Raw genomic sequence first — 19,313 nt, forward strand, 5'->3', positions numbered from 1 at the left:
GGTTCGGGTCCGGGATCGCGAGCCGTTCCTCAACCTTCTATCGAAGCTTGAATCTCAGGCCGTCAGCTGCTCCCCCGGCGGGTTCGATGTCGGGGCCAAGCCTAACAATGACGAGGACCGCCTGCACGACAAGCCATACCGCTTTCGACACTTTTCGCCAAAACCGCTGGTCGTGCCACTGTTCGACCGGGCTCTCGACCTCTGGTCGAACGTGAGGGCCGGGGCCGGCCGTCAGCGCACCACGGGGCGCGTCGCGCTCGACACGTCATAGGTCTCGACGCCGCTGCCGGCGCCGCGCGCCTCGACGAGCTCCCGCAGCACCTGGGACTTGAGCTCGCTGTCCTCGGCGGTCCCCCAGACGACCGTGCGGCCGTCGGTGAAGGCCAGCTCGACCGAGGACAGGGACTCCGCCGAGGCGGTGCGCAGCTGGGCGAGCACGGACTCCGGCAGGGCGGCCAGCACGTCGGCGATCGCCTCGAACCGTTCGCTCTCCAGGACCTCGCGGCCTCCCGTGACGACGGGGACGCCAGTCTCCTCCGCCGAGCCGGCGGTCATCAGCTCCACCCCCTCCGAGTCGACGACGACGAACTCGTCGCCGGCCTCGATCGCCGCCACGGGCACGCGCTCGTGCAGCGTCACGACGAGGTGGTGCGGTGGCTCGAGCAGGACCTCGATGGAGCGGACCTGCGGAATCCGCCCCACCTGCTCCCGCACCTCCTGCTTGGAGATCCGGGTGAGCGGGACACCCCGGTAGACCTCGAGCGCGGACTCCACGCGGGCCGGGTCCGTCAGCTCGGCCCCGCGCACCGAGACGTCCCGCACCGCGAGCGCCGGGGAGAGGAACAGGACGCCGGCGAGCACGGCGAGGGCGGCCAGCACGCCGAGGACCGCGCCGATCCGGCGACGCCGGCGCCGGACCCCCGGCGAGGCGGGAAAGGCGACGACCGTGGCCCCCACGGCCGTGGAACCGGCGGCCGTGGAACCGACAGCCGTGGAACCGGCGGCCGTGGAACCGGCGGCCGTGGAGCCGGCCCGGGCGGGCTCGTTCTGCGGGGGAAGCCGGGAGGCGGTGAGCGTCCGGGTGGCGGCGCGCTCCTGCCGGTGCCGCCGCCAGGCGCTGAACCGGCCGCCGGCGCCCGGCACCTCCTCGAGCTCGTCCTCGCCGGCCAGGGGCGTGACCTTGGTGCCGTCGTTCACGCGCACGCGCCCGCCCTGCGGAGCGGTCCCGCCGGAGGCGCTGCTCCCGGACCGGGGCGGGTCCCCGGGCCCGGGGCTCGCCGGCCGGCCGGGGACGGGCTCCGGGGCGGTGCGGGCGGAGGTCCCGGGCACGGTCCCGCCGGCAGGTCCGGGCGCGCCGCCGTCCGCGGTGGGGTCGGCGGCGGAGTGCGCGGCGGAGTCCGCCGTGGAGTCCCCTGCGGAGTTCTCCGTGCCGTCCCCGGCGGGGTCCCCGAACCGGGGCTGGTGCGGGCGGCCGTGCCGGCTCATCAGCGGCCCCCGAGGCGGTCCGCGAGCCGGTCCACGAGCCGGGGCCCGAGGGCGGTGACGTCCCCGGCGCCCACCGTGAGCACCAGGTCCCCGGGCCGGGCGGCCTCCGCCGCCTGGAGGACCGCCTCGGCGCCGTCCGGCACGTAGCGGACGTGGGCCGGGGCGCGGTCGGTGACGATCTCGCTCGTGAGGCCGTCGACGGGCTGCTCCCGCGCGGCGAAGATGTCGATGACCAGGGCCTCGTCGGCCAGCGCGAGGGCGTCGGCGAACTCGGCGGCGAACTCCCGTGTGCGGGAGTACAGGTGCGGCTGGAAGACGGCGATCACCCGGTGCCCGGCCGCGACCTCCCGGGCGGCCGTGAGCGCCGCGACCACCTCGGTGGGGTGGTGGGCGTAGTCGTCGAAGACGCGGATCCCGTCCACCTCTCCCCGCAGGTCGAAGCGCCGGGCCGAGCCGTGGAAGCCCGCCAGCCCGCGCACCGCGTCCGCGGGCGGGACGCCGGCCTCGACGGCCACGCAGAAGGCGGCGGTCGCGTTGAGCACGTTGTGCCGGCCCGGCACCTCGAGCTCGAGCCGCTCCTCGCGGCGGTCCGCGCCCTCGCCCAGCAGCAGGGTGCTGCTGGTGCGCAGCCCCTCGGCCTCCCCGGGGAGCACCCGGACGTCGGAGCCCGGGTCCGTGCCGTAGCTGACGACCCGCCCGCCGGCGGCCCGGTGACGCTCCGCGAGCGTCCGCGAGCCGGGGTCGTCCTGGCAGGCCACGAGCAGCCCGTCCCCGGGCAGCGTCGCGGCGAACTCGTCGAAGGCCCGGAAGAAGGCCTCGCGGGAGGAGTAGAAGTCGAGGTGGTCGGGCTCGATGTTGGTGACCACGGCGATCCGCGGGCCGTACGCGAGGAAGGAGCCGTCCGACTCGTCGGCCTCCGCCACGAACCACGGGCCCCGGCCGAGGGCCGCGTTGGAGCCGAGGTCGGCCACGTGCGCACCGATGGCCCAGGACGGCTCCAGCCCGGCGGTGTGCAGCGCGAGCGCGGCCATCGAGCTCGTGGTCGTCTTGCCGTGCGTGCCGGCCACGGCGACGACCGAGCGGCCGTGCATCGCGGCCGCGAGCGCCTCGGAGCGGTGGAGCACCCGCAGCCCGGCGGCCCGGGCCGCGGAGTACTCGGGGTCCTCGGGCGGGATCGCGGTGGACACCACCACGGTCTGCGCCCCGTCGACGTTGCCGGCGTGCTGGCCCACGAACACGGTGGCGCCCAGGTCCTGGAGCTGGCGCAGCGCCGGCGAGTCCTGACGGTCGGAGCCGCTGACCGGGACCCCGCGGGCGAGCATGAGCTTCGCGACGGCGGACATCCCCGCGCCGCCCATGCCGATGAAGTGGACCCGGCCCAGCAGGCCGGGATCGGCCCCGTGCTCAGCGCTCACCGGGGACCTCCTCGAGGATCAGCCGTGCCAGCACGGTGTCGGCGTCGCGCACGCCGTGGCCTCGGCTCGCGGCGGCCATCGCCGCGAGCCGCTCCGGGTCGGCCAGCAGCGGGTGGACGTGCCGGCGGTACCACTCGGGGGTGAACGCGTCGTCGGGGACGAGCTGCGCCGCCCCGGCCGCCACGAGGGACGCGGCGTTGAGGGCCTGCTCGCCGTTGCCGACGGGCAGAGGGACGAACACGGCGGGCAGGCCGACGGCCGCGACCTCCGAGACGGTCGCGGCACCGGCGCGGGCGACCAGCAGGTCCGCGGCGGCGTAGACGCGTTCCATGCCGTCCACGTACTCGACCTGCACGTAGCCGGGAGCGCTCAGCGGCGCGCCGTCGTCCCGGGTGAGCTGCTTGCCCCGGCCGGTGACGTGCAGCAGCTGGTGGCCGCGCGCGGCGACCTCCTCGGCGACCCCGGCCACGGTGCGGTTCATGGCGAGGGCGCCGGAGGACCCGCCGGTGACCACGACGGTCGGGATGTCGGGGTCGAGGCCGAAGGACCGGCGCGCCTCGGCGCGCAGCGCCTCCCGGTCCAGGCAGGAGATCTCCCGGCGCATGGGCATGCCGACGGTCACGGCTCCGCGCAGGGGGGTGCCGGGGAACGCGGCGGCCACCGTCCTGGCCCAGCGCGCACCGACCCGGTTGGCCAGGCCCGGCCGGGCGTTGGCCTCGTGGACCACGATGGGCAGGCCGCGCCGGGCGGCGGCGAGGTAGACGGGGGTGCAGACGTACCCGCCGACGCCGAGCACCACGTCCGGCCGGATCCGGTCCAGGATCTCCCCGGCCTGGCGCACGGCGCCGAGGAGCCGCCCGGGCAGCCGGACGAGGTCCACGGAGGGCCGCCGGGGCAGCGGCACCCGGTCGACGAGCTCGAGCTCGAGACCGGCCTGCGGGACGAGCCGGGTCTCCATCCCGGACGCGGTGCCCACCGCCGTCAGCCGGGCCTCCGGGGCCGCTTCGCGCAGCGCGGCGGCCACGGCCAGGAGGGGGCTGACGTGCCCGGCGGTGCCCCCGCCGGCCAGCAGGACCGAGGGCGCGGGGCCTCCGGTGGTGGGTTCGGACGGTGTCATGCGCGATCCTCGTTCGGGGTACGGGGGCGGGGGGTGCGGGTGGGGACCTGGATCCGGCGCGGCAGCCGGGCGAAGGACATCACGACGCCGACGGCGGCGAGGCTCATCAGCAGCGACGACCCACCGTAGCTGATGAACGGCAGTGGGACGCCGATCACGGGCAGCACGCCGGTGACCATGCCGATGTTGATGAACGCCTGGCCGACGAGCCAGGTCACGATGCTGGCGGTGGTGATGCGGACGAAGCGGCTGCGGGCGCGCAGGATGACGCGGGCCATCGCCAGGGCCATGACCGCGAAGAGGCCGAGGATCAGCACCGTGCCCAGCAGGCCCAGCTCCTCGCCGATGATCGAGAAGATGTAGTCGTTGTGCGCCTCGGGGACGTAGTTGTACTTGAGCCGGGACTGGCCCAGCCCCACGCCCCACCAGCCGCCCGAGGCGAGGGCGTTGAGCCCCTGCTGGGCCTGGTAGCAGGCGTCGGTGGCGCCGCACTCCCCGAAGAGCCAGCCGGTGATCCGGTCCACGCGGTGGGGCGCGGTGATCACCGCCAGCGTGCCGACCAGCGCGGCCCCGGCGGCGGCGAGCGCGAACAGCCGCAGCGGCGCCCCGGCGAAGAACAGGGCGGCCGCGTAGATCAGCACGAAGACCAGCGCGGTGCCCACGTCGTCGCCGAGCACGATCAGCAGGGCGGGGATCCCGATGCCGAACCCCGACGGCCACAGGGCCTGGCGCCAGTCCCGCACGGCGTCGCCCTGCCGGGCGAGGACCATCGCCAGCCAGACCGCGACGGCGAGCTTGGCGGCCTCGGACGGCTGGAAGGACTGTCCGCCCACCACGATCCAGTTCCGGTTGCCGTTGATCTCCTGCCCGAGCGGGGTGAACACGAGCGTGAGCAGCAGCACGGCGAGGACCAGGAGCCCGGTGGCGCCCCGGCGGTACCAGTCGGTGGGCACGAAGGACAGGGCGAACATCAGGAGCACGCCGATCCCGCCGAAGGTGGCCTGCTTGACGAAGTACGAGTACGCGGACACCTGCGCCGAGATGGACTCGACCGCCGAGGCGGAGAGCACCATCATGATGCCGATGGCCGTGAGCAGCAGCACGGAGCCGGCCAGCGCGTAGTAGGAGTGGATGAGCGGTCCGTCCACGAGGGCCCGCCAGAAGCGGCGCGCCCCGCTCAGGGGGCCGGGGTCCGTCTGCCCGAGCCCCGCCCGGTCCTCCAGCTGTGTCACGAGAGCCGTCCCACGAGGTCGGCGACCTCCCGCACGAACGCGTCCCCGCGGTGGGCGTAGGAGCTGAACTGGTCCATCGAGGCGGACGCCGGGGCCATCAGCACCGTGTCGCCCTGCTGCGCGACCTCGTGGGCGAGGCGGACGGCCTCGCCCATCACGGCGTCGCCGGCCGCGGGTCCGGGGCGCTCGGCAGTGCGCAGGACGGGGACCTCCGGGGCGTGTGCGGCGAGCGCGGCGAGCAGCGAGTCGTTGTCCGTGCCGATGAGCACCACGGTGCGCAGCCGGCCGGCGTGGCGGGCGACGAGCCGGTCGTAGGAGACGCCCTTGGACAGGCCGCCGGCGATCCACACCACGGAGTCGAACGCGGACAGCGCCGCGTCGGCGGCGTGCGGGTTGGTGGCCTTGGAGTCGTTGATCCACAGCACCCCGTGCGTCGTGGCGACGGCCTGGATCCGGTGGTCCCCGGGCTCCCAGGCGCGCAGCCCCTCCCGCACGGCCTCCGGCGGCGCACCGGCCGCCCGGGCCAGCGCCGCGGCCGCCAGGGCGTTGGCCACGCCGTGGGGCGTGGGAAGGGGCCCGGTGTCGGTGATCGAGGCCAGCTCGAGGGCGGAGCCGCGGCGGTCGTCGAGGAAGGCCCGGTCCACGAGCAGGTCCTCCACGACCCCGAGCATGCTGACGTCGGGGGTCTCGAGGGTGAAGCCCACGGCGCGGCAGCCCTCCACGACGTCGGCCTCCTCGACCATGCGCACGGTCTCGGCCTGCTGCGCGTTGTAGACGCAGGCCACCCGGGTGTGCTCGTAGATCCGGGACTTGTCCGCCAGGTAGTTCTCGTAGCCGCCGTGCCAGTCCACGTGGTCCTCGGCCACGTTGAGCACCACGGAGGCCAGCGGCGACATCGAGGACGTCCAGTGCAGCTGGAAGCTGGACAGCTCCACGGCGAGGACGTCGTGCTCGACCGGCTCGCGCAGGGCGTCCAGGATGGGGGTGCCCACGTTGCCGACGGCGGCCGTGGCGAGCCCGGCGGCCTGCAGCATCGAGGCGGTCATCCCGACCGTGGTGGTCTTGCCGTTCGTGCCGGTGATGCACACCCACTCGGCGGTGCGGCGCCCGGCGCGCTCGCGGACCCGCCAGGCGAGCTCGACGTCCCCCCAGATCTGGATGCCCTCGGCGGCGGCGGCCGCCAGCAGGGGGTGGTCCGGCCGCAGCCCCGGGGAGGTGACGACCAGCTCGGGGCGGACGCCCTCGACGTCGGGCACGGTCTCCTGGGCGCCCTCCCCCAGCAGGACGCCGGCGGCGCCCACGATCCGCAGGGTGTCGGCCTTCGCCCGGGTCCCCGGGGTGTCCGCCCCGTCCACGACGACGACGCGGGCGCCGAGCTCGATCAGGGTGTCCGCGGCGGCGAAGCCGGACACGCCGATGCCGGCGACGACCACGCGCAGCCCGGCCCAGTCCGCGTCCCACGAGGTGAGCCCGGCCAGGCGCGGCCGGTCCAGGACGGGGTTGTCGTTGCTCGCGTGGATCATTGGATCATTCCTCCGTGGGAGAGCAGCCAGTCGCCGTAGAAGACGCCGAGCGCGGCCGCCACGAACAGCCCGGCGATGATCCAGAAGCGGACCACGATGGTCACCTCGTTCCAGCCCTTGAGCTCGAAGTGGTGCTGCAGCGGTGCCATTTTGAAGATGCGCTTGCCGCCGGAGAGCTTGAAGTAGCCGACCTGCAGGATGACGGAGACCGTGATGATCACGAACAGCCCGGCGATGAGCACGAGCAGCAGCTCGGTGCGGGTGAGCACCGCGAACGCGGCGAGCGCCCCGCCGAGCCCGAGCGAGCCCGTGTCCCCCATGAAGATCTTCGCCGGGGAGGTGTTCCACCACAGGAAGCCCACGAGGGCCCCGACCAGCGCGGCGGCGGTCAGGGCGAGATCGGCGGCGTCGCGCACCTCGTAGCAGACCCCCTGGGCCACGGACCCGCACAGGTGGGTGTTCTGCCACATGGCGATCAGCAGGTAGCCGCTGAACACGAGGATGGACGCGCCGGTGGCGAGGCCGTCGAGGCCGTCGGTGAGGTTCACGGCGTTGGTCGTGGCGGTGGCGATCAGGTTCACCCAGATCACGAAGAGGACGGCCCCGAGCGCGGTGCCCGCGAAGGCGAGATCCAGTGCGGTGTCCCGGGTGATGGAGATCGCCGAGGACGCGGGGGTCGCGCCCTGCGGTCCGGGGACGAGCAGCACGAGCAGGGCGAACGCGGTGCCGATGAGGCCCTGGAGGACGATCTTGCCCACCGGGCTGAGCCCGAGGTTCTGCTTCTTGGCGATCTTCTTGTAGTCGTCGATGAACCCGACGAAGCCCATGCCGAGCATCAGCAGCAGCGCGGAGAGCCCGGAGAGGGTCACGCCCCCGTAGGAGGGCCACAGCATCCCGGAGATCAGGTGCGTCAGCGTGTAGGCGGCCACCACGGACCCGAGGATCGCCACGCCGCCCATGGTGGGCGTCCCGCGCTTGGTGTGGTGGCTGGTGGGACCGTCGTCCCGGATGAACTGGCCGTAGCCGCGCCGGGCGAGGAACTTGATGAAGGCCGGGGTGCCGAAGAGGGACAGCACCAGCGCGAAGCAGGCCGCCATGAGGATCTGGATCATGCCGGCTCGTTCCCCTCCGCGGAGGTGCCCGGGGTGGTGGGCCTCCCGCTCGGGTCGAGAGGGGCGTTGACGAAGGGGCCGGCCGAGAGCCAGTGGTCGCCGTGCGCCGGGGCGTCGTTGCCCGGGGCCGGGGCGCCGGCGCCGTTGCCGGCCTCGGCCGCCACCCGATCCCCCAGGACCGCCAGGCCGGCGGCGTTGGAGGACTTGAAGAGCACGACGTCACCGGGGGCCAGCTCCTGGCGCAGGATCTCCTCGGCCTCCTCCGGCGTCGCCGCCCAGGTGGCCTCGTTGCCCCACGAGCCCTCGAGCTGGGCGGCGTCGTACACCGGGCGGGCGAGGTCGCCCACCGCGATCAGCTTGGAGATGTTCAGCCGCACGACCATGCGGCCCAGGGTGTCGTGCTCCTCGACCGTGCTCTCGCCGAGCTCGAGCATGCCGCCGAGCACCGCCCAGGTGCGGCGGGGTGCGGACCCGCTGGAGCCGCGGCCCAGCTGGGCCAGGGTCTGCAGCGCGGCGCGCATCGACTGCGGGTTGGCGTTGTACGCGTCGTTGATCACCGTGACCCCGTCGGCCCGCTCGGTGCGCTCCATCCGCCACCGGCTGGCGGCGCCCTGGGCGTTGAGCGAGGCCGCGATCCGCTCGGGGGCGACCCCGGCCACGAAGGCCGCGGAGGCGGCCGCGAGCAGGTTCGAGACGTGGTGCTCGCCGATGAGCCGGGAGACCACAGGGTGCTCGGAGCCGTCCGGGAAGTGCAGGCTGAACTCGGGGTGGCCGCCGGGCCCGAGCCGCACCGCAGAGGCGTGCACCCGGGCGGCCGGGACGTCGGGCAGCGCGTTCGCCGGGGACTCCCCGAAGAACAGCACCGGTGCGGCGGTGCGGCGGTGCATCTGGCGGACCAGGGCGTCGTCGTCGTTGAGGACCGCCACGCCGTCGGCCCGCAGGGACTCCACCAGCTCCCCCTTGGCGCGGGCGATGTTGGCGATCCCGCCGAACTCGCCGGCGTGGGCGGAGCCCACGCACAGCACCACCCCGACGTCGGGGCGCACCATCCGGCACAGGTAGTCGATGTTGCCGATCCTGGTGGCCCCCATCTCGATGATGAGGAACCGGGTGTCGCGCTCGGCCTCGAAGACGGTCAGCGGCACGCCGACCTCACCGTTGTACGAGCCGCGGGGCGCGACCGTGGGGCCCTCGGCGGCGAAGATGCCCCGCAGGAGGTCCTTGGTGGTGGTCTTGCCGACGGAGCCGGTGACGGCGATGACCTTCACCTCGTGGTCGGCGCGCAGCTGGGCCACGACCCAGGCGGCCAGCCGGCCCATCGCCTCGACCGCGTCGGGAACCAGCACCCCCGGGTAGGTGACGCCCGCGGCGTCGGTCACCTCGCGCTCGACGAGGGCGAGGACGGCGCCGGCGGCGAACGCGGCGCCCACGTACTCGTGGCCGTCGGTGACCTCGCCCGGCTTGGCGACGAACAGCGTCCCGGGACGCGCCTCGCGCGAGTCGGTGGTGACGTGGCGGACGACGGGCGCCCCGGCGGCGGCGCCGACGGCGCGCCCGCCCGTGATCTGCGCGAGCTGCGCGGCGGTGAGGTCGATCATCGGTTCTCCCAACGGTCCTGCTGCCCGTCGGCCAGCGCGGCCCGCAGCTCTTCCCTGTCGTCCAGCGGGTGGTCCACGCCCCGGATCTCCTGGACCGTCTCGTGCCCCCGTCCGGCCACCAGGACGGAGTCGGCGCGCCCCGCCATGGCCACCGCGGCGCGGATGGCCACGGTCCGGGGCTCGAGCACGAGCACCTCCTGGGCTCGGGCCCCGGCGTCGCGGGCCGCGAAGGCCCCGGCGGCGACCTCGGCGCGGATCGCGCCGGCGTCCTCGTCGTGCGGGTCGTCGTCGGTGACGATCACGACGTCCGCGTGGTGGGCGGCGATCTCCCCCATGACCGGGCGCTTCGAGCGGTCCCGCTCCCCCGTGGCGCCGAAGACCACGATGACGCGGCCCTCCCGGTCGGGCGGTTCGACGGCGGCGAGCGCGCGGCGCAGGGCGTCCGGGTTGTGCGCGAAGTCCACGACGGCGGTCGGCTGCGTGCCGACGAGCTGCATCCGCCCGGGCACGTCGGTGGTGAGGGGGTCCGCCTCGTCGAGCACGCGCTGCACGTCGGCGACGTCGACCCCGGAGGCCACGACCATGACCACGGCGAGCGCGGCGTTGGCCACGTTGAAGTCGCCCGGCAGGGCCGTGGACACCCGCAGGGACCGGCCGTCCCGGTGCCGCAGCGCGAAGGAGTGGCCGATCCCGCGGCGGGTCAGGGTGGTCAGCGTCCAGTCCGCGCCGTGCCGGCCCGGCCCGGCGTCCTGGTCCCCCGGCACGCCGCCGCGCAGGGCGATCGTGTCCACCCGGTCCGTGCCGAGCTGCTCCCGTGCGTGCTCGGCCATCCGCAGGCCCCAGGCGTCGTCCTCGTCCTGAACCACGACGACGGCCCGGCGGGTCCGCTCCGGGGTGAACAGCTGGGCCTTGACGGCGAAGTACTCGTCCATCGACCCGTGCAGGTCGAGGTGGTCCTGGGTCAGGTTGGTGAACCCGGCGACGTCGAAGCGGACCCCGTCCACCCGGTGGAACTGCAGGGCGTGGGAGGAGACCTCCATGGACGCGGCGGTGATGCCGCGCTCGCGCATGAGCGCGAGCAGCGCGTGCACGTGCGGGGCCTCCGGGGTGGTGAGCCGGGAGGGGATCGACTCGTCGCCCGCGAGGATCTCGATCGTGCCGATCAGGCCCGTGCGCCGGCCGAGGGCGCGGAGCACGGAGTTGGTGAAGTAGGTCGTGGTCGTCTTGCCGTTGGTCCCGGTCACGGCGAAGAGCACCGGGGCGGTGCCGTCCTCCTTGCCGGGGCCGTAGACGCGTGCGGCGATCGCGCCCACGGACCGGCGGGGGTCCGGGGCCTCGACCACGGGCAGCCGGATGCCGGCGTCCCGGAGGATCGCGGCGCCCGCGTCGTCGGTGAGCACCGCGGCGGCGCCCGCGCGCTCGGCGGCCCCGGCGAACCGGGCACCGTGGGTGCGGGCGCCGGGCAGCGCCGCGTAGAGGTCGCCGGGACGCAGGTCCCGGGAGTCCAGGGAGATGCCGGTGACGTCGACGCCGTGGGACGGTGCCGTCCCGCCCGCGAGCCGGGCGGTCTCCGCGAGGCTCAGCGGCCGGGGCCGGCTGGGGCGCATCGTCTGCGCGTCGTGTCCCTGCTGGGCTGTCGCGTCCATCAACGTCCTTCGTGGTCTGGGCGGCGGGTGGGTGGTCCGCCGGGTGCGGGGGGGTCGGGCCCGGGGGGGGGTGGCCGGGCACGGCGATACGGAAGTCTAGTCGCCCTCGTCGGCCCGCCGGGACGCCGCCGGGGCGGAGTCGGCGCTGGTGGCGGCCCCGGTCCCGGCATCGGCGGCGGCGCTGCCGTCCTCGGTGCCGGCGTCGGTGCCGTCCGTGGTGCCGCCGTCCTCCGGGGCCTCGACGCCCGGCGGGGTGTCCACCGGCGCTGTCTCCTCGGCGTCGTCCGTCTCCTCCGGGTCGTCCGTGCGCAGCGGGATCTCCACGGGCTCGGTGGTGGAGGGCGGGACGTCGTAGTGGCGCAGCACCTGGCCCATGATCTTGCTGAAGGTGGGGGTGGTGCCGATCGCGCGGACGTTGCCCTCGGGTCGCTGGAGCGTGACCGCCACGAGGTACTGGGGGTCCTCGATGGGCGCGACGCCCACGAAGGAGGTGGTGTAGCCGTCGTAGCCGCCCTCGGGGCTGGGCGCCTCGGCGGTGCCGGTCTTGCCGCCCACGCGGTAGCCCTCCACGGCGGCCTCCTTGGCGCCGCCCTCGGTGACGGTGACCTCCATCATGTCGAGCACCTGCTCCGCCGTCTCCTCGGAGACGACCCGCTCGCCCTCGGGACGCTCGACCGGGGTGCTCGTGCCGTCGGGGGCGATGACGGACTCGACGACCCGGGGCTCCACCTGGACCCCGCCGTTGCCGATGGCCTGGAAGATCGTCGCCGTGCGCAGCGGCGTCTGGGCGACGCCCTGGCCGAAGAGCACGGTGTACTGCTGGCGCACGTCCCACTGGTCCGCGCTCGTGAGGATGCCGGGAGACTCCCCCGGCAGCTCGATCCCCGTGGTCTCGCCGACGCCGAAGCGCTGCATCCACGCGTGGCGCTGCTCGGGGGCGAGCTTGCCGCCGACCAGGACCGTGCCGGTGTTCATCGAGTCGGCGATGATCCCGGTGAACGTGCGCCGCTGCTCGCCGTGGTCGAAGGCGTCGGTGATCTTCTGCCCCTCGATCTCCAGGAACGGGGGCACCGTGATCTCCGTGTGCGGCGTGGCCACGCCCTCCTCCACGGCGGCGGCCGCGGTGAGGATCTTCTGGGTGGACCCGGGCTCCACGGCCTGGGTGACGGCCCGCGCCCCCAGGTCCTCGGCCTCCGCGGAGCCGATGTCGTTGGGGTCCACGGTCGAGGAGTCCGCCAGCGCCAGCACGGCGCCGTCCTCGATCCGCATCACCACGGCGGTGCCCCACTCGGCATCGAGCTCCTCGGCGCGCTCGGTGACCGCCTGCTGGGCGAAGAACTGGACGTCGCTGTCGATCGACAGCTGCACCGAGGAGCCGTCCTCCACGGGGCTCTCCTCCTGGGGGGCCACCGGGATCCGCACGCCGTCGGCGCTGATCTCGAAGGTCCGGCTGCCGTCCGTGCCGCGCAGCAGCTCGTCCTGGGTCTGCTCGATCCCGCCGAGCGCCTCGTCGTCCCCGCCCATGAAGCCGACCACGCTGCCGCCCACGGGTCCGTTGGGGTAGATGCGGTCGGAGGACGGCTGCCCGTACACGTAGGGCAGGCCGAGCTCGCGCACGGTGTTCCACTGCTCGGGCGTCACCCCCCGGGCCACGTACTCGAACTGCTTGTCGCCGTCGAGCGCGTCCTTGACCTCGGTGTCCTCGAGGTCGAGCGCGTCGGCGAGCTGGTACACCGCCTGCGTGGGGGCCACGGTCTCGGTGGTGCCGTTCGCCAGGGGCCGCTCGAACTCGCGCACCAGGGACTGGTCGACCGTGACGTCGTAGCGCTGCAGCGTGCGGGCCAGGACGTTGCCGTGGGTGTCGCGGATCTCCCCGCGCAGCGCGGGGACCACCTCGGTGCGGGACCGCTCCCCCGCGGCGGCCTCGGCCCGGCCGGCGACGTCGAAGCCCTGCACCCACACGAGACGGATCCCGAGGACCACCAGCAGCGCGAGCACGAGGACGACTCCGACGTGGCTGCGGCCGATGCCGCGGGCGCGGGGGGCGTCGGACGTCGAGCGTGCGCGTGCCACGTGTCTGCCTCGTTCCTGGTTGCGACTGGGAGATGTCCGGGAGGTTGCTGCCGGCGGGTGCGGGGGCCAGTGCCCCGGTCACTCCCCGGGCGTGCGCTGCGGCGGGGCCGGGAGGGAGTTCCCGTCCGCGGCCGGCGCCGCGTCCTCGCGGTCCCGGCGCTCCGCGTCCCGCCGCTCCTGCTCCGCCTTCTCCTGCTCGCGGTCCTCGGCCCGCTGGGCGGCGCGGTCCGCGGCCTCCGAGCCGGTCTGGTGGGCGTGGTCGACGAGGATCTCGTGGTTCTCCTGGGGCTCGGCGGGCGGCGGATCGCCGTCCACGGTCCCGTCCGTGAGGTCGACCGTGCCCGAGCCCTGCGCGGGGACCATGCCGAGGTCCGTCGCCATCACCGCGAGGTTCTGCGGGGCGCTGTAGAACTCGAGGTCCTGGGTGAGCGCCTCGTTCTGCTGGCTGAGGGCCTGCTCCTGGGCGCGCAGCTCCACGAGCCGGTACTGGCCGCCGGAGATCTGGATGTTCAGGACCAGGATGGAGGCCAGCGCCACCACTAGCGCCACCAGGCTGAGCACCACGGTGGAGACCCGCTGCCGGCGCGCCCGCCCCGGGACCACCGACAGCGGAGCCCGGGTGGACCCGGACGGCTCCTGCGGGTGCGGTGCCGGAGTGCTCAGCTGACGGGCGGAGGTGCCCTCCACCGGGGGTCGCTGCCCGCGCCGCCCGGCCCAGGCACCGATGCCTGTCCGCGAGGAGGCCGGGCGTGCGGGGCGTCGCTGGAGTCCGGTTCCGCTCATGCCGTGTACCTCTGCGCGTTCTGTGCTGTGGGGGGGACGTGCTCTCGGATGCGCTCCACCGCGCGCAGTCGCGCGGAGGCAGCACGGGGGTTCTCGTCGATCTCCCGGGGAGTGGGGGTCTCCGTCCCGCGGGTCAGCACCCGCAGGGTGGGCTTGTGCTGGTCGAGCTCCACGGGGAAGCCCTTCGGGGCCGTCGAGGCGGCGCCGCGGGCGAAGGCCTGCTTGACGATCCGATCCTCGAGGGAGTGGTAGCTCATGGCCACGACGCGGCCGCCGACGGGCACGGCGTCCAGTGCGGCGGGGATCGCCAGGCGCAGGACGTCGAGCTCCTCGTTGACCTCGATCCGCAGCGCCTGGAACGTCTGCTTCGCCGGATGCCCCTTGCGGTGCTGGGCTCCCTGGGGCACGGCACCGCGGACGACCTCGACGAGCTCGCCCGTGGTCCGCAGCGGGGTCCTGGCCCGCTGTGCCACGATCGCGCGGGCGATGCGGGCGGCGAAGCGCTCCTCGCCCCAGTCCCGCAGGATCCGGCGCAGGTCCTCCTCGCTGTAGTCGTTGACCACGTCCTGGGCCGTGACGGGCGCTGTGGCGTCCATGCGCATGTCGAGGGGCGCGTCGTAGGAGTAGGCGAAGCCGCGCTCGCGCTCGTCGAGCTGGAAGGAGGAGACCCCGAGGTCGAAGAGCACCGCGTCCGCGTGGTCGAACCCGTGGCGGCCGAGGGCCTCCGGGATCCGGTCGTACGTCGTGTGCACGGGGTGGAACCGGTCCCCGAACGGGGCGAGCCGCGCGCCGGCCAGCGCGTGCGCCTGCGGGTCCCGGTCGATGGCCACCAGCTGCAGGCCGGGGAAGCGCCGCAGCAACGCCTCGGAGTGGCCGCCCATGCCCATCGTCGCGTCCACCGCAACGGCGCCGTTCTCGCCCAGCGCCGGAGCCATGAGGTCGAGGCACCGATCGAGCAGCACGGGAACGTGGAGCTGCTCGGCTGGGCGTTGCGCCATGGGCCCTCTCTTCGGCGGTCGACGGTGGAACGGTCTTCGGTGTCAGGCGCCGGGTCGACGCCGTGGTGCGGTGGCGGGCCTTCCAGGATCAGAACCCCATCCGCTGGCCGTCCCTCGAATCCGGCCTGGCTCAGGGGAAGGTGAGTCAGGACGGTGACGGTTGTGCGGCTGGAGATCTCATCCGGGAAGCGGCTCCGCGTGCTCCGCGGTGGTCTCGGCGGCCCGGTGCTCAGAAGAGCCCGGGCACCACTTCCTCCTCGGTGTCGGAGAAGACGGCCTCCTTCTCGTTCAGGTACTCGTTCCACGCCTGGGCGTCCCAGATCTCCGCCCGGGTGCCCGCGCCGATCACGGCGAGTTCCCGGCCCAGCCCGGCGTAGTCCCGCAACGGCGGCGGTATGGTGACTCGGCCCTGCTTGTCCGGGACCTCGTCCGAGGCGCCCGAGAGAAAGACCCGGATGTAGTCCCTGGCCTGCTTCGAGGACAGTGGTGCCGCCCTCAGCTGCTCGTGGACCCGCTCGAACTCGCGGACGCTGAACACGTAGAGGCACCGTTCCTGACCGCGGGTCAGCACGAGTCCCTCCGCCAGCTCCTCCCGGTACTTCGCCGGCAGAATCAGGCGGCCCTTCTCGTCGAGACGGGGTGAGTACGTTCCGAGAAACATGCTCACCGCCTCTCCAGCCCGAGAGTTCTCCCAGATCCATCTCTTCGCCCCACTTTACTCCACTTCACTCCCCGGTCAACGAACGCGGGGCCCGTGCGCCGCGCCGTGGCGCGGCGCACGGGCCCCGCGACGGGCGTCACCCCAGGTGGGCCTGGCCCTGGCCCGGTGTCGGGCCGCGGGGTGGGCGGTGGAGGAGGCAGCGGCGCGCCGGTCCGGACGAGGCGGCCCGCGGCGGGGAGGACGGTGGAGGAGGACGGGGCGTGCCGTGGCGGACGCCGGGAGACGGCGGCGGGGAGCAGAGTGGAGGGCGGCCGGGCGTGCCGTGGCGGACGCCGGGGGACGACGGCGAGGAGCAGAGTGGAGGGCGGCCGAGCGCGCCGTGGCGGACGCCGGGGACAGCGGCGGGGAGGAGAGTGGGGCCACACCCTCCGGGGCGCTGCCGGGCACGAAAAAGCTCCCCGGTGGTGCACCGGGGAGCTTTGGTCGGACCCTGCGTGGCGTCGTGCGGCGGTGGGAGGCGGAGGACCCGGCGGGACGGTCCGACCGGGGGCCGCCCTGCGGTGGACGCCCTGTGGCGGGCGCCTCGCCCGGACGGGACGGTCAGGAGGACGGGCCTCCTGAGTTGCGCTGGTCCCAGCGCTCCTCGAGGTTCTGCAGGAAGGGCGAGGACCGGCGGGGCGGTCCCCCCTTGCCGGCCTCGCCGCCGGCTCGGGGCTTGCCGGAGCGCAGGGTGGCGACGTAGACACCCGCGCCCATCACGACGAAGCCCAGGACCCCGACCAGAATCGAGTCGATGACGACCCCGCCCAGGAGGACGAGCAGGCCGACGACGGCGATCACGATCCCGAGGACGATGTTGCGGGTGGAAGCACCCCTGACGGCACGGGAACCCATGCTCGTCACGAACCTCGGGTCGTCCGCGTGGAGCTGCTTCTCCAGCTGGGCCAGGAGCTGCTGCTCGTGCTCGGACAGTGGCACGGTATGCCTCCTCATCCTTCGGGTGCGGTTATCCCGGCTGTTCCGGCGCCGCCTGCTACCAGGATAGACCGTCGGGTGCTGAATTGGCACCGCGCACACGGCTGTCAACAGCCTCGGAGTTGCCTTCCGGCTTCCGTGGTGCGGGCGGCAGGAGACGGGCGGGTCCGAGGCGCTCGGCGCCGAAGCGGGCGTGCACCCGGTCCATGGCCTGCTCGGCCGCCACCCACTCCTCCTCGCGGCCGTCCAGGCTCAGCTGCAGGGCGTCCGTGGCAGGCTCCAGCCGCTCGGCCCGGATGCCGATCAGCCGGACGGGCTGGGGCCGGTCCCCGAGCTCGGCGAGCAGTCCCACGCCGTGCTCGAGCAGGTCGTGGGCCGACGTGCACGGGTGCTGCAGGGTCCGGGACCGGGTGATGGTCGTGAAGTCCGCCCAGCGCACCTTGAGCCCCACCCGGCGGGCGCGCAGTCCCTGGCGGCGCAGCCGTGAGGCGGTCCGGTGGCTGAGCCGCAGGAGGGTCTCGTGCAGCACCCGGTCGTCCGCGACGTCCCGGGCGAAGGTCTCCTCCGCGCCCACGCTCTTCTCCTCCCGGACCGGTTCGACCGGGCGGGGGTCCCGCCCGTTGGCGAGCTCGTGCAGGTGGTGGCCGGCGGCCCGGCCGACCAGGCGGGTCAGCATCGGCACGGGGGCGGCCGCGAGGTCTCCGACGCTCCTGAGGCCCACGCCGGTGAGCGCCTCGGCGGTGCGCCCGCCGACGCCCCACAGCGCCGAGACCGGCAGCTCCGCCAGGAAGGCGACGGTGTCCTCGGGCTGGACGAGCAGCAGCCCGTCCGGCTTGGAACGGGTGGAGGCGATCTTCGCGACGGTCTTGTTGGCGCCGATCCCCACGGAGGCGGTCAGCCCCAGCTCGTCCCGGACGCGGGCCCGCAGTCCGCGGGCGATGCCGACCGGCGGGCCGAGCCGCCGGACCGCTCCGGCCACGTCGAGGAAGGCCTCGTCCACGCTGATCTGCTCCACCCGGTCGGTGATCTCCCGGAACATCGCCATGACCCGGCCGGAGTAGGCGTCGTAGGCGTCCCGGTGGGGCTCGAGCAGGACGGCCTGCGGGCACATCGCCCGGGCCCGCGCCAGCGGCATCCCGGAGCGCACGCCGAACGCCCGGGCCTCGTAGGACGCGGAGAGGACGACGGAGCGGTTGCCCGCCCCCGCCACGATGACGGGCCGGCCCCGCAGCCCGGGGGCCGCGAGCAGCTCCACGCCGACGTAGAACATGTCCATGTCGACGTGCAGCACGGCGCACGCCCGCCAGCGGTCCAGCCGGTCCTTCGGCGTCTCGTTCACCGTGTCCTCCTCCCGGGTCCGGCACAGCATAGCTTTCGGCACGGACATCCCGGCCGCCGCCCGGGCACCGGCGCCGGCGGAGCGCCCCGGCCCGTCCAGCAGGCCTTCGATAGGCTGGGGCGGACATCGCGGACGGCCGTCAGAGGGCGTCCGCCACCGCCCCGAGACCGAGGTCGAGCCACCCATGACGTGCCCGCCGCTCCCGCACCACCCCGACGCACCCGCCGGCACCGCGCCGCGGCCCCGGCCCGAGGACGCCTTCCGTGCCGAGGACGAACGGTTCGTGGCCCGGCTGCACGCGGAGCTGGAACGGTTCTTCGGGCAGCAGCGGACGGTCCTGGGTGGCATCTCGGCGGACGCCCTCCCGCTGCTGGACGCCGTCGTCGCGCTCTCCGCCGGCGGCAAGCGGCTGCGCGCACGGCTGTGCTACTGGGGCTGGCGGGCGGCCGGCGGCGATCCGGAGGACCCGGCCGTGGTGCGGGCCGGCGCGGCGCTCGAGCTCTTCCAGTCCGCCGCGCTGATCCACGACGACGTCATCGACCGCTCCGACACCCGCCGCGGCGCCCCGAGCGTGCACCGCCGCTTCGAGTCCGTGCACGCGGACCGGGGCTGGGCCCTGGACGGCCCCGCCTTCGGCGTGGCCGCCGCCATCCTCTCGGGGGACCTGTGCCTGTCCTGGAGCGAGCAGTCCTTCACCGAGGCCACCGCCGCGGCGCGGGGCGGCCGGCGCGCTCGCGAGGTCTTCGACCTCATGCGCTCGGAGGTGATGGCGGGGCAGTACCTCGACGTGCAGAGCGAGGTCTCCGGCGGGGGCCAGGACCGCGACGGCGCGGTGCAGCGCGCCCTGGACGTCGTCCGGTACAAGTCGGCGAAGTACTCGGTGGAGCACCCCGTGGTACTGGGGGCCGCCCTGGCCGGGGCGCCCGAGCACGTCCTGGAGCGCTGCTCCGCGTTCGCGCTGCCGCTGGGCGAGGCGTTCCAGCTGCGCGACGACGTCCTCGGCGTGTTCGGCGACCCGGCGGCCACGGGCAAGCCGGCCGGCGACGACCTGCGCGAGGGGAAGCGGACGGTGCTCGTCGGCTACGTGCGCGCCCTCGGCACCGAGACGCAGATCGCACGGCTCGAGGAGACCCTGGGCCGGCCGGACCTGACGGAGGACGACGTCGAGGAACTCCGCGCGATCATCACGGCGTGCGGCGCCCTGGGCTCCACGGAGGAGCTCATCGAGCGGCTCAGCCGGAAGGCGTTCACGGCGCTGGACCGGCTCGGGGCCGAGGCGGTGCCGCTTGCCGCGCTGCGCGGCCTCGCGACGGCCGCGGTCCGCCGCTCGTCCTGAAGCCGGCGCGCCGGAGGGCG

At 74.5% G+C, this 19,313-nt stretch carries 15 protein-coding genes; 1 reads left to right on the plus strand and 14 read right to left on the minus strand.

Features of this window, described 5'->3' with window-relative positions:
• Nucleotides 1-231: 231 nt before the first annotated feature.
• From ABD220_RS04630 to dinB, 14 genes are all read right to left on the minus strand, one after another.
• Nucleotides 232-1,485, minus strand: coding sequence for a cell division protein FtsQ/DivIB (locus tag ABD220_RS04630; protein ID WP_344120232.1), 1,254 nt, complete (start codon nucleotides 1,483-1,485; stop codon nucleotides 232-234).
• Nucleotides 1,485-2,900 carry a UDP-N-acetylmuramate--L-alanine ligase gene (gene murC, locus ABD220_RS04635; RefSeq protein WP_344120234.1) on the minus strand — a complete coding sequence of 472 codons (1,416 nt, stop codon included), beginning with the start codon at nucleotides 2,898-2,900 and terminating at the stop codon, nucleotides 1,485-1,487. The genes ABD220_RS04630 and murC overlap by 1 nt, the downstream gene beginning before the upstream one ends.
• Nucleotides 2,890-4,017, minus strand: a complete 1,128-nt coding sequence (murG, locus tag ABD220_RS04640) for an undecaprenyldiphospho-muramoylpentapeptide beta-N-acetylglucosaminyltransferase (protein WP_344120235.1) — start codon at nucleotides 4,015-4,017, stop codon at nucleotides 2,890-2,892. The genes murC and murG overlap by 11 nt, the downstream gene beginning before the upstream one ends.
• Nucleotides 4,014-5,249: a putative lipid II flippase FtsW gene (gene ftsW / locus ABD220_RS04645; RefSeq protein WP_344120237.1), complete on the minus strand. Its 1,236-nt coding sequence runs from the start codon at nucleotides 5,247-5,249 to the stop codon at nucleotides 4,014-4,016. The genes murG and ftsW overlap by 4 nt, the downstream gene beginning before the upstream one ends.
• Complete coding sequence (gene murD / locus ABD220_RS04650) at nucleotides 5,246-6,772, minus strand: UDP-N-acetylmuramoyl-L-alanine--D-glutamate ligase (RefSeq protein ID WP_344120239.1); 1,527 nt, start codon at nucleotides 6,770-6,772, stop codon at nucleotides 5,246-5,248. Before murD ends, ftsW begins: the two co-directional genes overlap by 4 nt.
• Complete coding sequence (gene mraY / locus ABD220_RS04655) at nucleotides 6,769-7,884, minus strand: phospho-N-acetylmuramoyl-pentapeptide-transferase (protein WP_344120241.1); 1,116 nt, start codon at nucleotides 7,882-7,884, stop codon at nucleotides 6,769-6,771. Before mraY ends, murD begins: the two co-directional genes overlap by 4 nt.
• Nucleotides 7,881-9,482, minus strand: a complete 1,602-nt coding sequence (locus ABD220_RS04660) for a UDP-N-acetylmuramoyl-tripeptide--D-alanyl-D-alanine ligase (RefSeq protein WP_344120242.1) — start codon at nucleotides 9,480-9,482, stop codon at nucleotides 7,881-7,883. The genes mraY and ABD220_RS04660 overlap by 4 nt, the downstream gene beginning before the upstream one ends.
• Complete coding sequence (locus ABD220_RS04665) at nucleotides 9,479-11,128, minus strand: UDP-N-acetylmuramoyl-L-alanyl-D-glutamate--2,6-diaminopimelate ligase (protein WP_344120244.1); 1,650 nt, start codon at nucleotides 11,126-11,128, stop codon at nucleotides 9,479-9,481. Before ABD220_RS04665 ends, ABD220_RS04660 begins: the two co-directional genes overlap by 4 nt.
• Nucleotides 11,129-11,224: 96 nt before the next feature.
• Complete coding sequence (locus ABD220_RS04670) at nucleotides 11,225-13,201, minus strand: peptidoglycan D,D-transpeptidase FtsI family protein (protein ID WP_344120245.1); 1,977 nt, start codon at nucleotides 13,199-13,201, stop codon at nucleotides 11,225-11,227.
• A 78-nt stretch (nucleotides 13,202-13,279) separates the two neighbouring features.
• Nucleotides 13,280-13,984 (minus strand): cell division protein FtsL, encoded by a 705-nt coding sequence (ftsL, locus tag ABD220_RS04675; protein ID WP_344120246.1) that lies wholly within the window; start codon nucleotides 13,982-13,984, stop codon nucleotides 13,280-13,282.
• Complete coding sequence (rsmH, locus tag ABD220_RS04680; RefSeq protein ID WP_344120247.1) at nucleotides 13,981-14,982, minus strand: 16S rRNA (cytosine(1402)-N(4))-methyltransferase RsmH; 1,002 nt, start codon at nucleotides 14,980-14,982, stop codon at nucleotides 13,981-13,983. Before rsmH ends, ftsL begins: the two co-directional genes overlap by 4 nt.
• Before the next feature lie 229 nt (nucleotides 14,983-15,211).
• Nucleotides 15,212-15,643, minus strand: a complete 432-nt coding sequence (mraZ, locus tag ABD220_RS04685; RefSeq protein WP_344120334.1) for a division/cell wall cluster transcriptional repressor MraZ — start codon at nucleotides 15,641-15,643, stop codon at nucleotides 15,212-15,214.
• 600 nt (nucleotides 15,644-16,243) lie between these two features.
• Nucleotides 16,244-16,621 carry a DUF3040 domain-containing protein gene (locus tag ABD220_RS04690; RefSeq protein ID WP_344120248.1) on the minus strand — a complete coding sequence of 126 codons (378 nt, stop codon included), beginning with the start codon at nucleotides 16,619-16,621 and terminating at the stop codon, nucleotides 16,244-16,246.
• A 55-nt stretch (nucleotides 16,622-16,676) separates the two neighbouring features.
• A complete protein-coding gene (dinB, locus tag ABD220_RS04695) occupies nucleotides 16,677-17,957 on the minus strand; it encodes a DNA polymerase IV (protein WP_344120249.1) in 1,281 nt (426 codons plus the stop codon).
• Nucleotides 17,958-18,141: 184 nt separating this feature from the next.
• On the opposite strand from dinB, the gene ABD220_RS04700 reads away from it, so the two are divergent.
• Nucleotides 18,142-19,293, plus strand: a complete 1,152-nt coding sequence (locus tag ABD220_RS04700) for a polyprenyl synthetase family protein (protein WP_344120251.1) — start codon at nucleotides 18,142-18,144, stop codon at nucleotides 19,291-19,293.
• Nucleotides 19,294-19,313 lie beyond the last annotated feature (20 nt).

Source organism: Kocuria aegyptia, assembly GCF_039530085.1.
Lineage (GTDB): Bacteria > Actinomycetota > Actinomycetes > Actinomycetales > Micrococcaceae > Kocuria > Kocuria aegyptia.

What these genes read in the sequence shown, in the direction of transcription:
- murD (WP_344120239.1), bottom strand. Translation starts at nt 6,772, where the DNA reads ATGATCCACGCGAGCAACGACAACCCCGTCCTGGACCGGCCGCGCCTG.
- mraZ (WP_344120334.1), bottom strand. Translation starts at nt 15,643, where the DNA reads ATGTTTCTCGGAACGTACTCACCCCGTCTCGACGAGAAGGGCCGCCTG.
- murG (WP_344120235.1), bottom strand. Translation starts at nt 4,017, where the DNA reads ATGACACCGTCCGAACCCACCACCGGAGGCCCCGCGCCCTCGGTCCTG.
- ftsL (WP_344120246.1), bottom strand. Translation starts at nt 13,984, where the DNA reads ATGAGCGGAACCGGACTCCAGCGACGCCCCGCACGCCCGGCCTCCTCG.
- mraY (WP_344120241.1), bottom strand. Translation starts at nt 7,884, where the DNA reads ATGATCCAGATCCTCATGGCGGCCTGCTTCGCGCTGGTGCTGTCCCTC.
- rsmH (WP_344120247.1), bottom strand. Translation starts at nt 14,982, where the DNA reads ATGGCGCAACGCCCAGCCGAGCAGCTCCACGTTCCCGTGCTGCTCGAT.
- ABD220_RS04630 (WP_344120232.1), bottom strand. Translation starts at nt 1,485, where the DNA reads ATGAGCCGGCACGGCCGCCCGCACCAGCCCCGGTTCGGGGACCCCGCC.
- ABD220_RS04660 (WP_344120242.1), bottom strand. Translation starts at nt 9,482, where the DNA reads ATGATCGACCTCACCGCCGCGCAGCTCGCGCAGATCACGGGCGGGCGC.
- ABD220_RS04700 (WP_344120251.1), top strand. Translation starts at nt 18,142, where the DNA reads ATGACGTGCCCGCCGCTCCCGCACCACCCCGACGCACCCGCCGGCACC.
- ABD220_RS04665 (WP_344120244.1), bottom strand. Translation starts at nt 11,128, where the DNA reads ATGGACGCGACAGCCCAGCAGGGACACGACGCGCAGACGATGCGCCCC.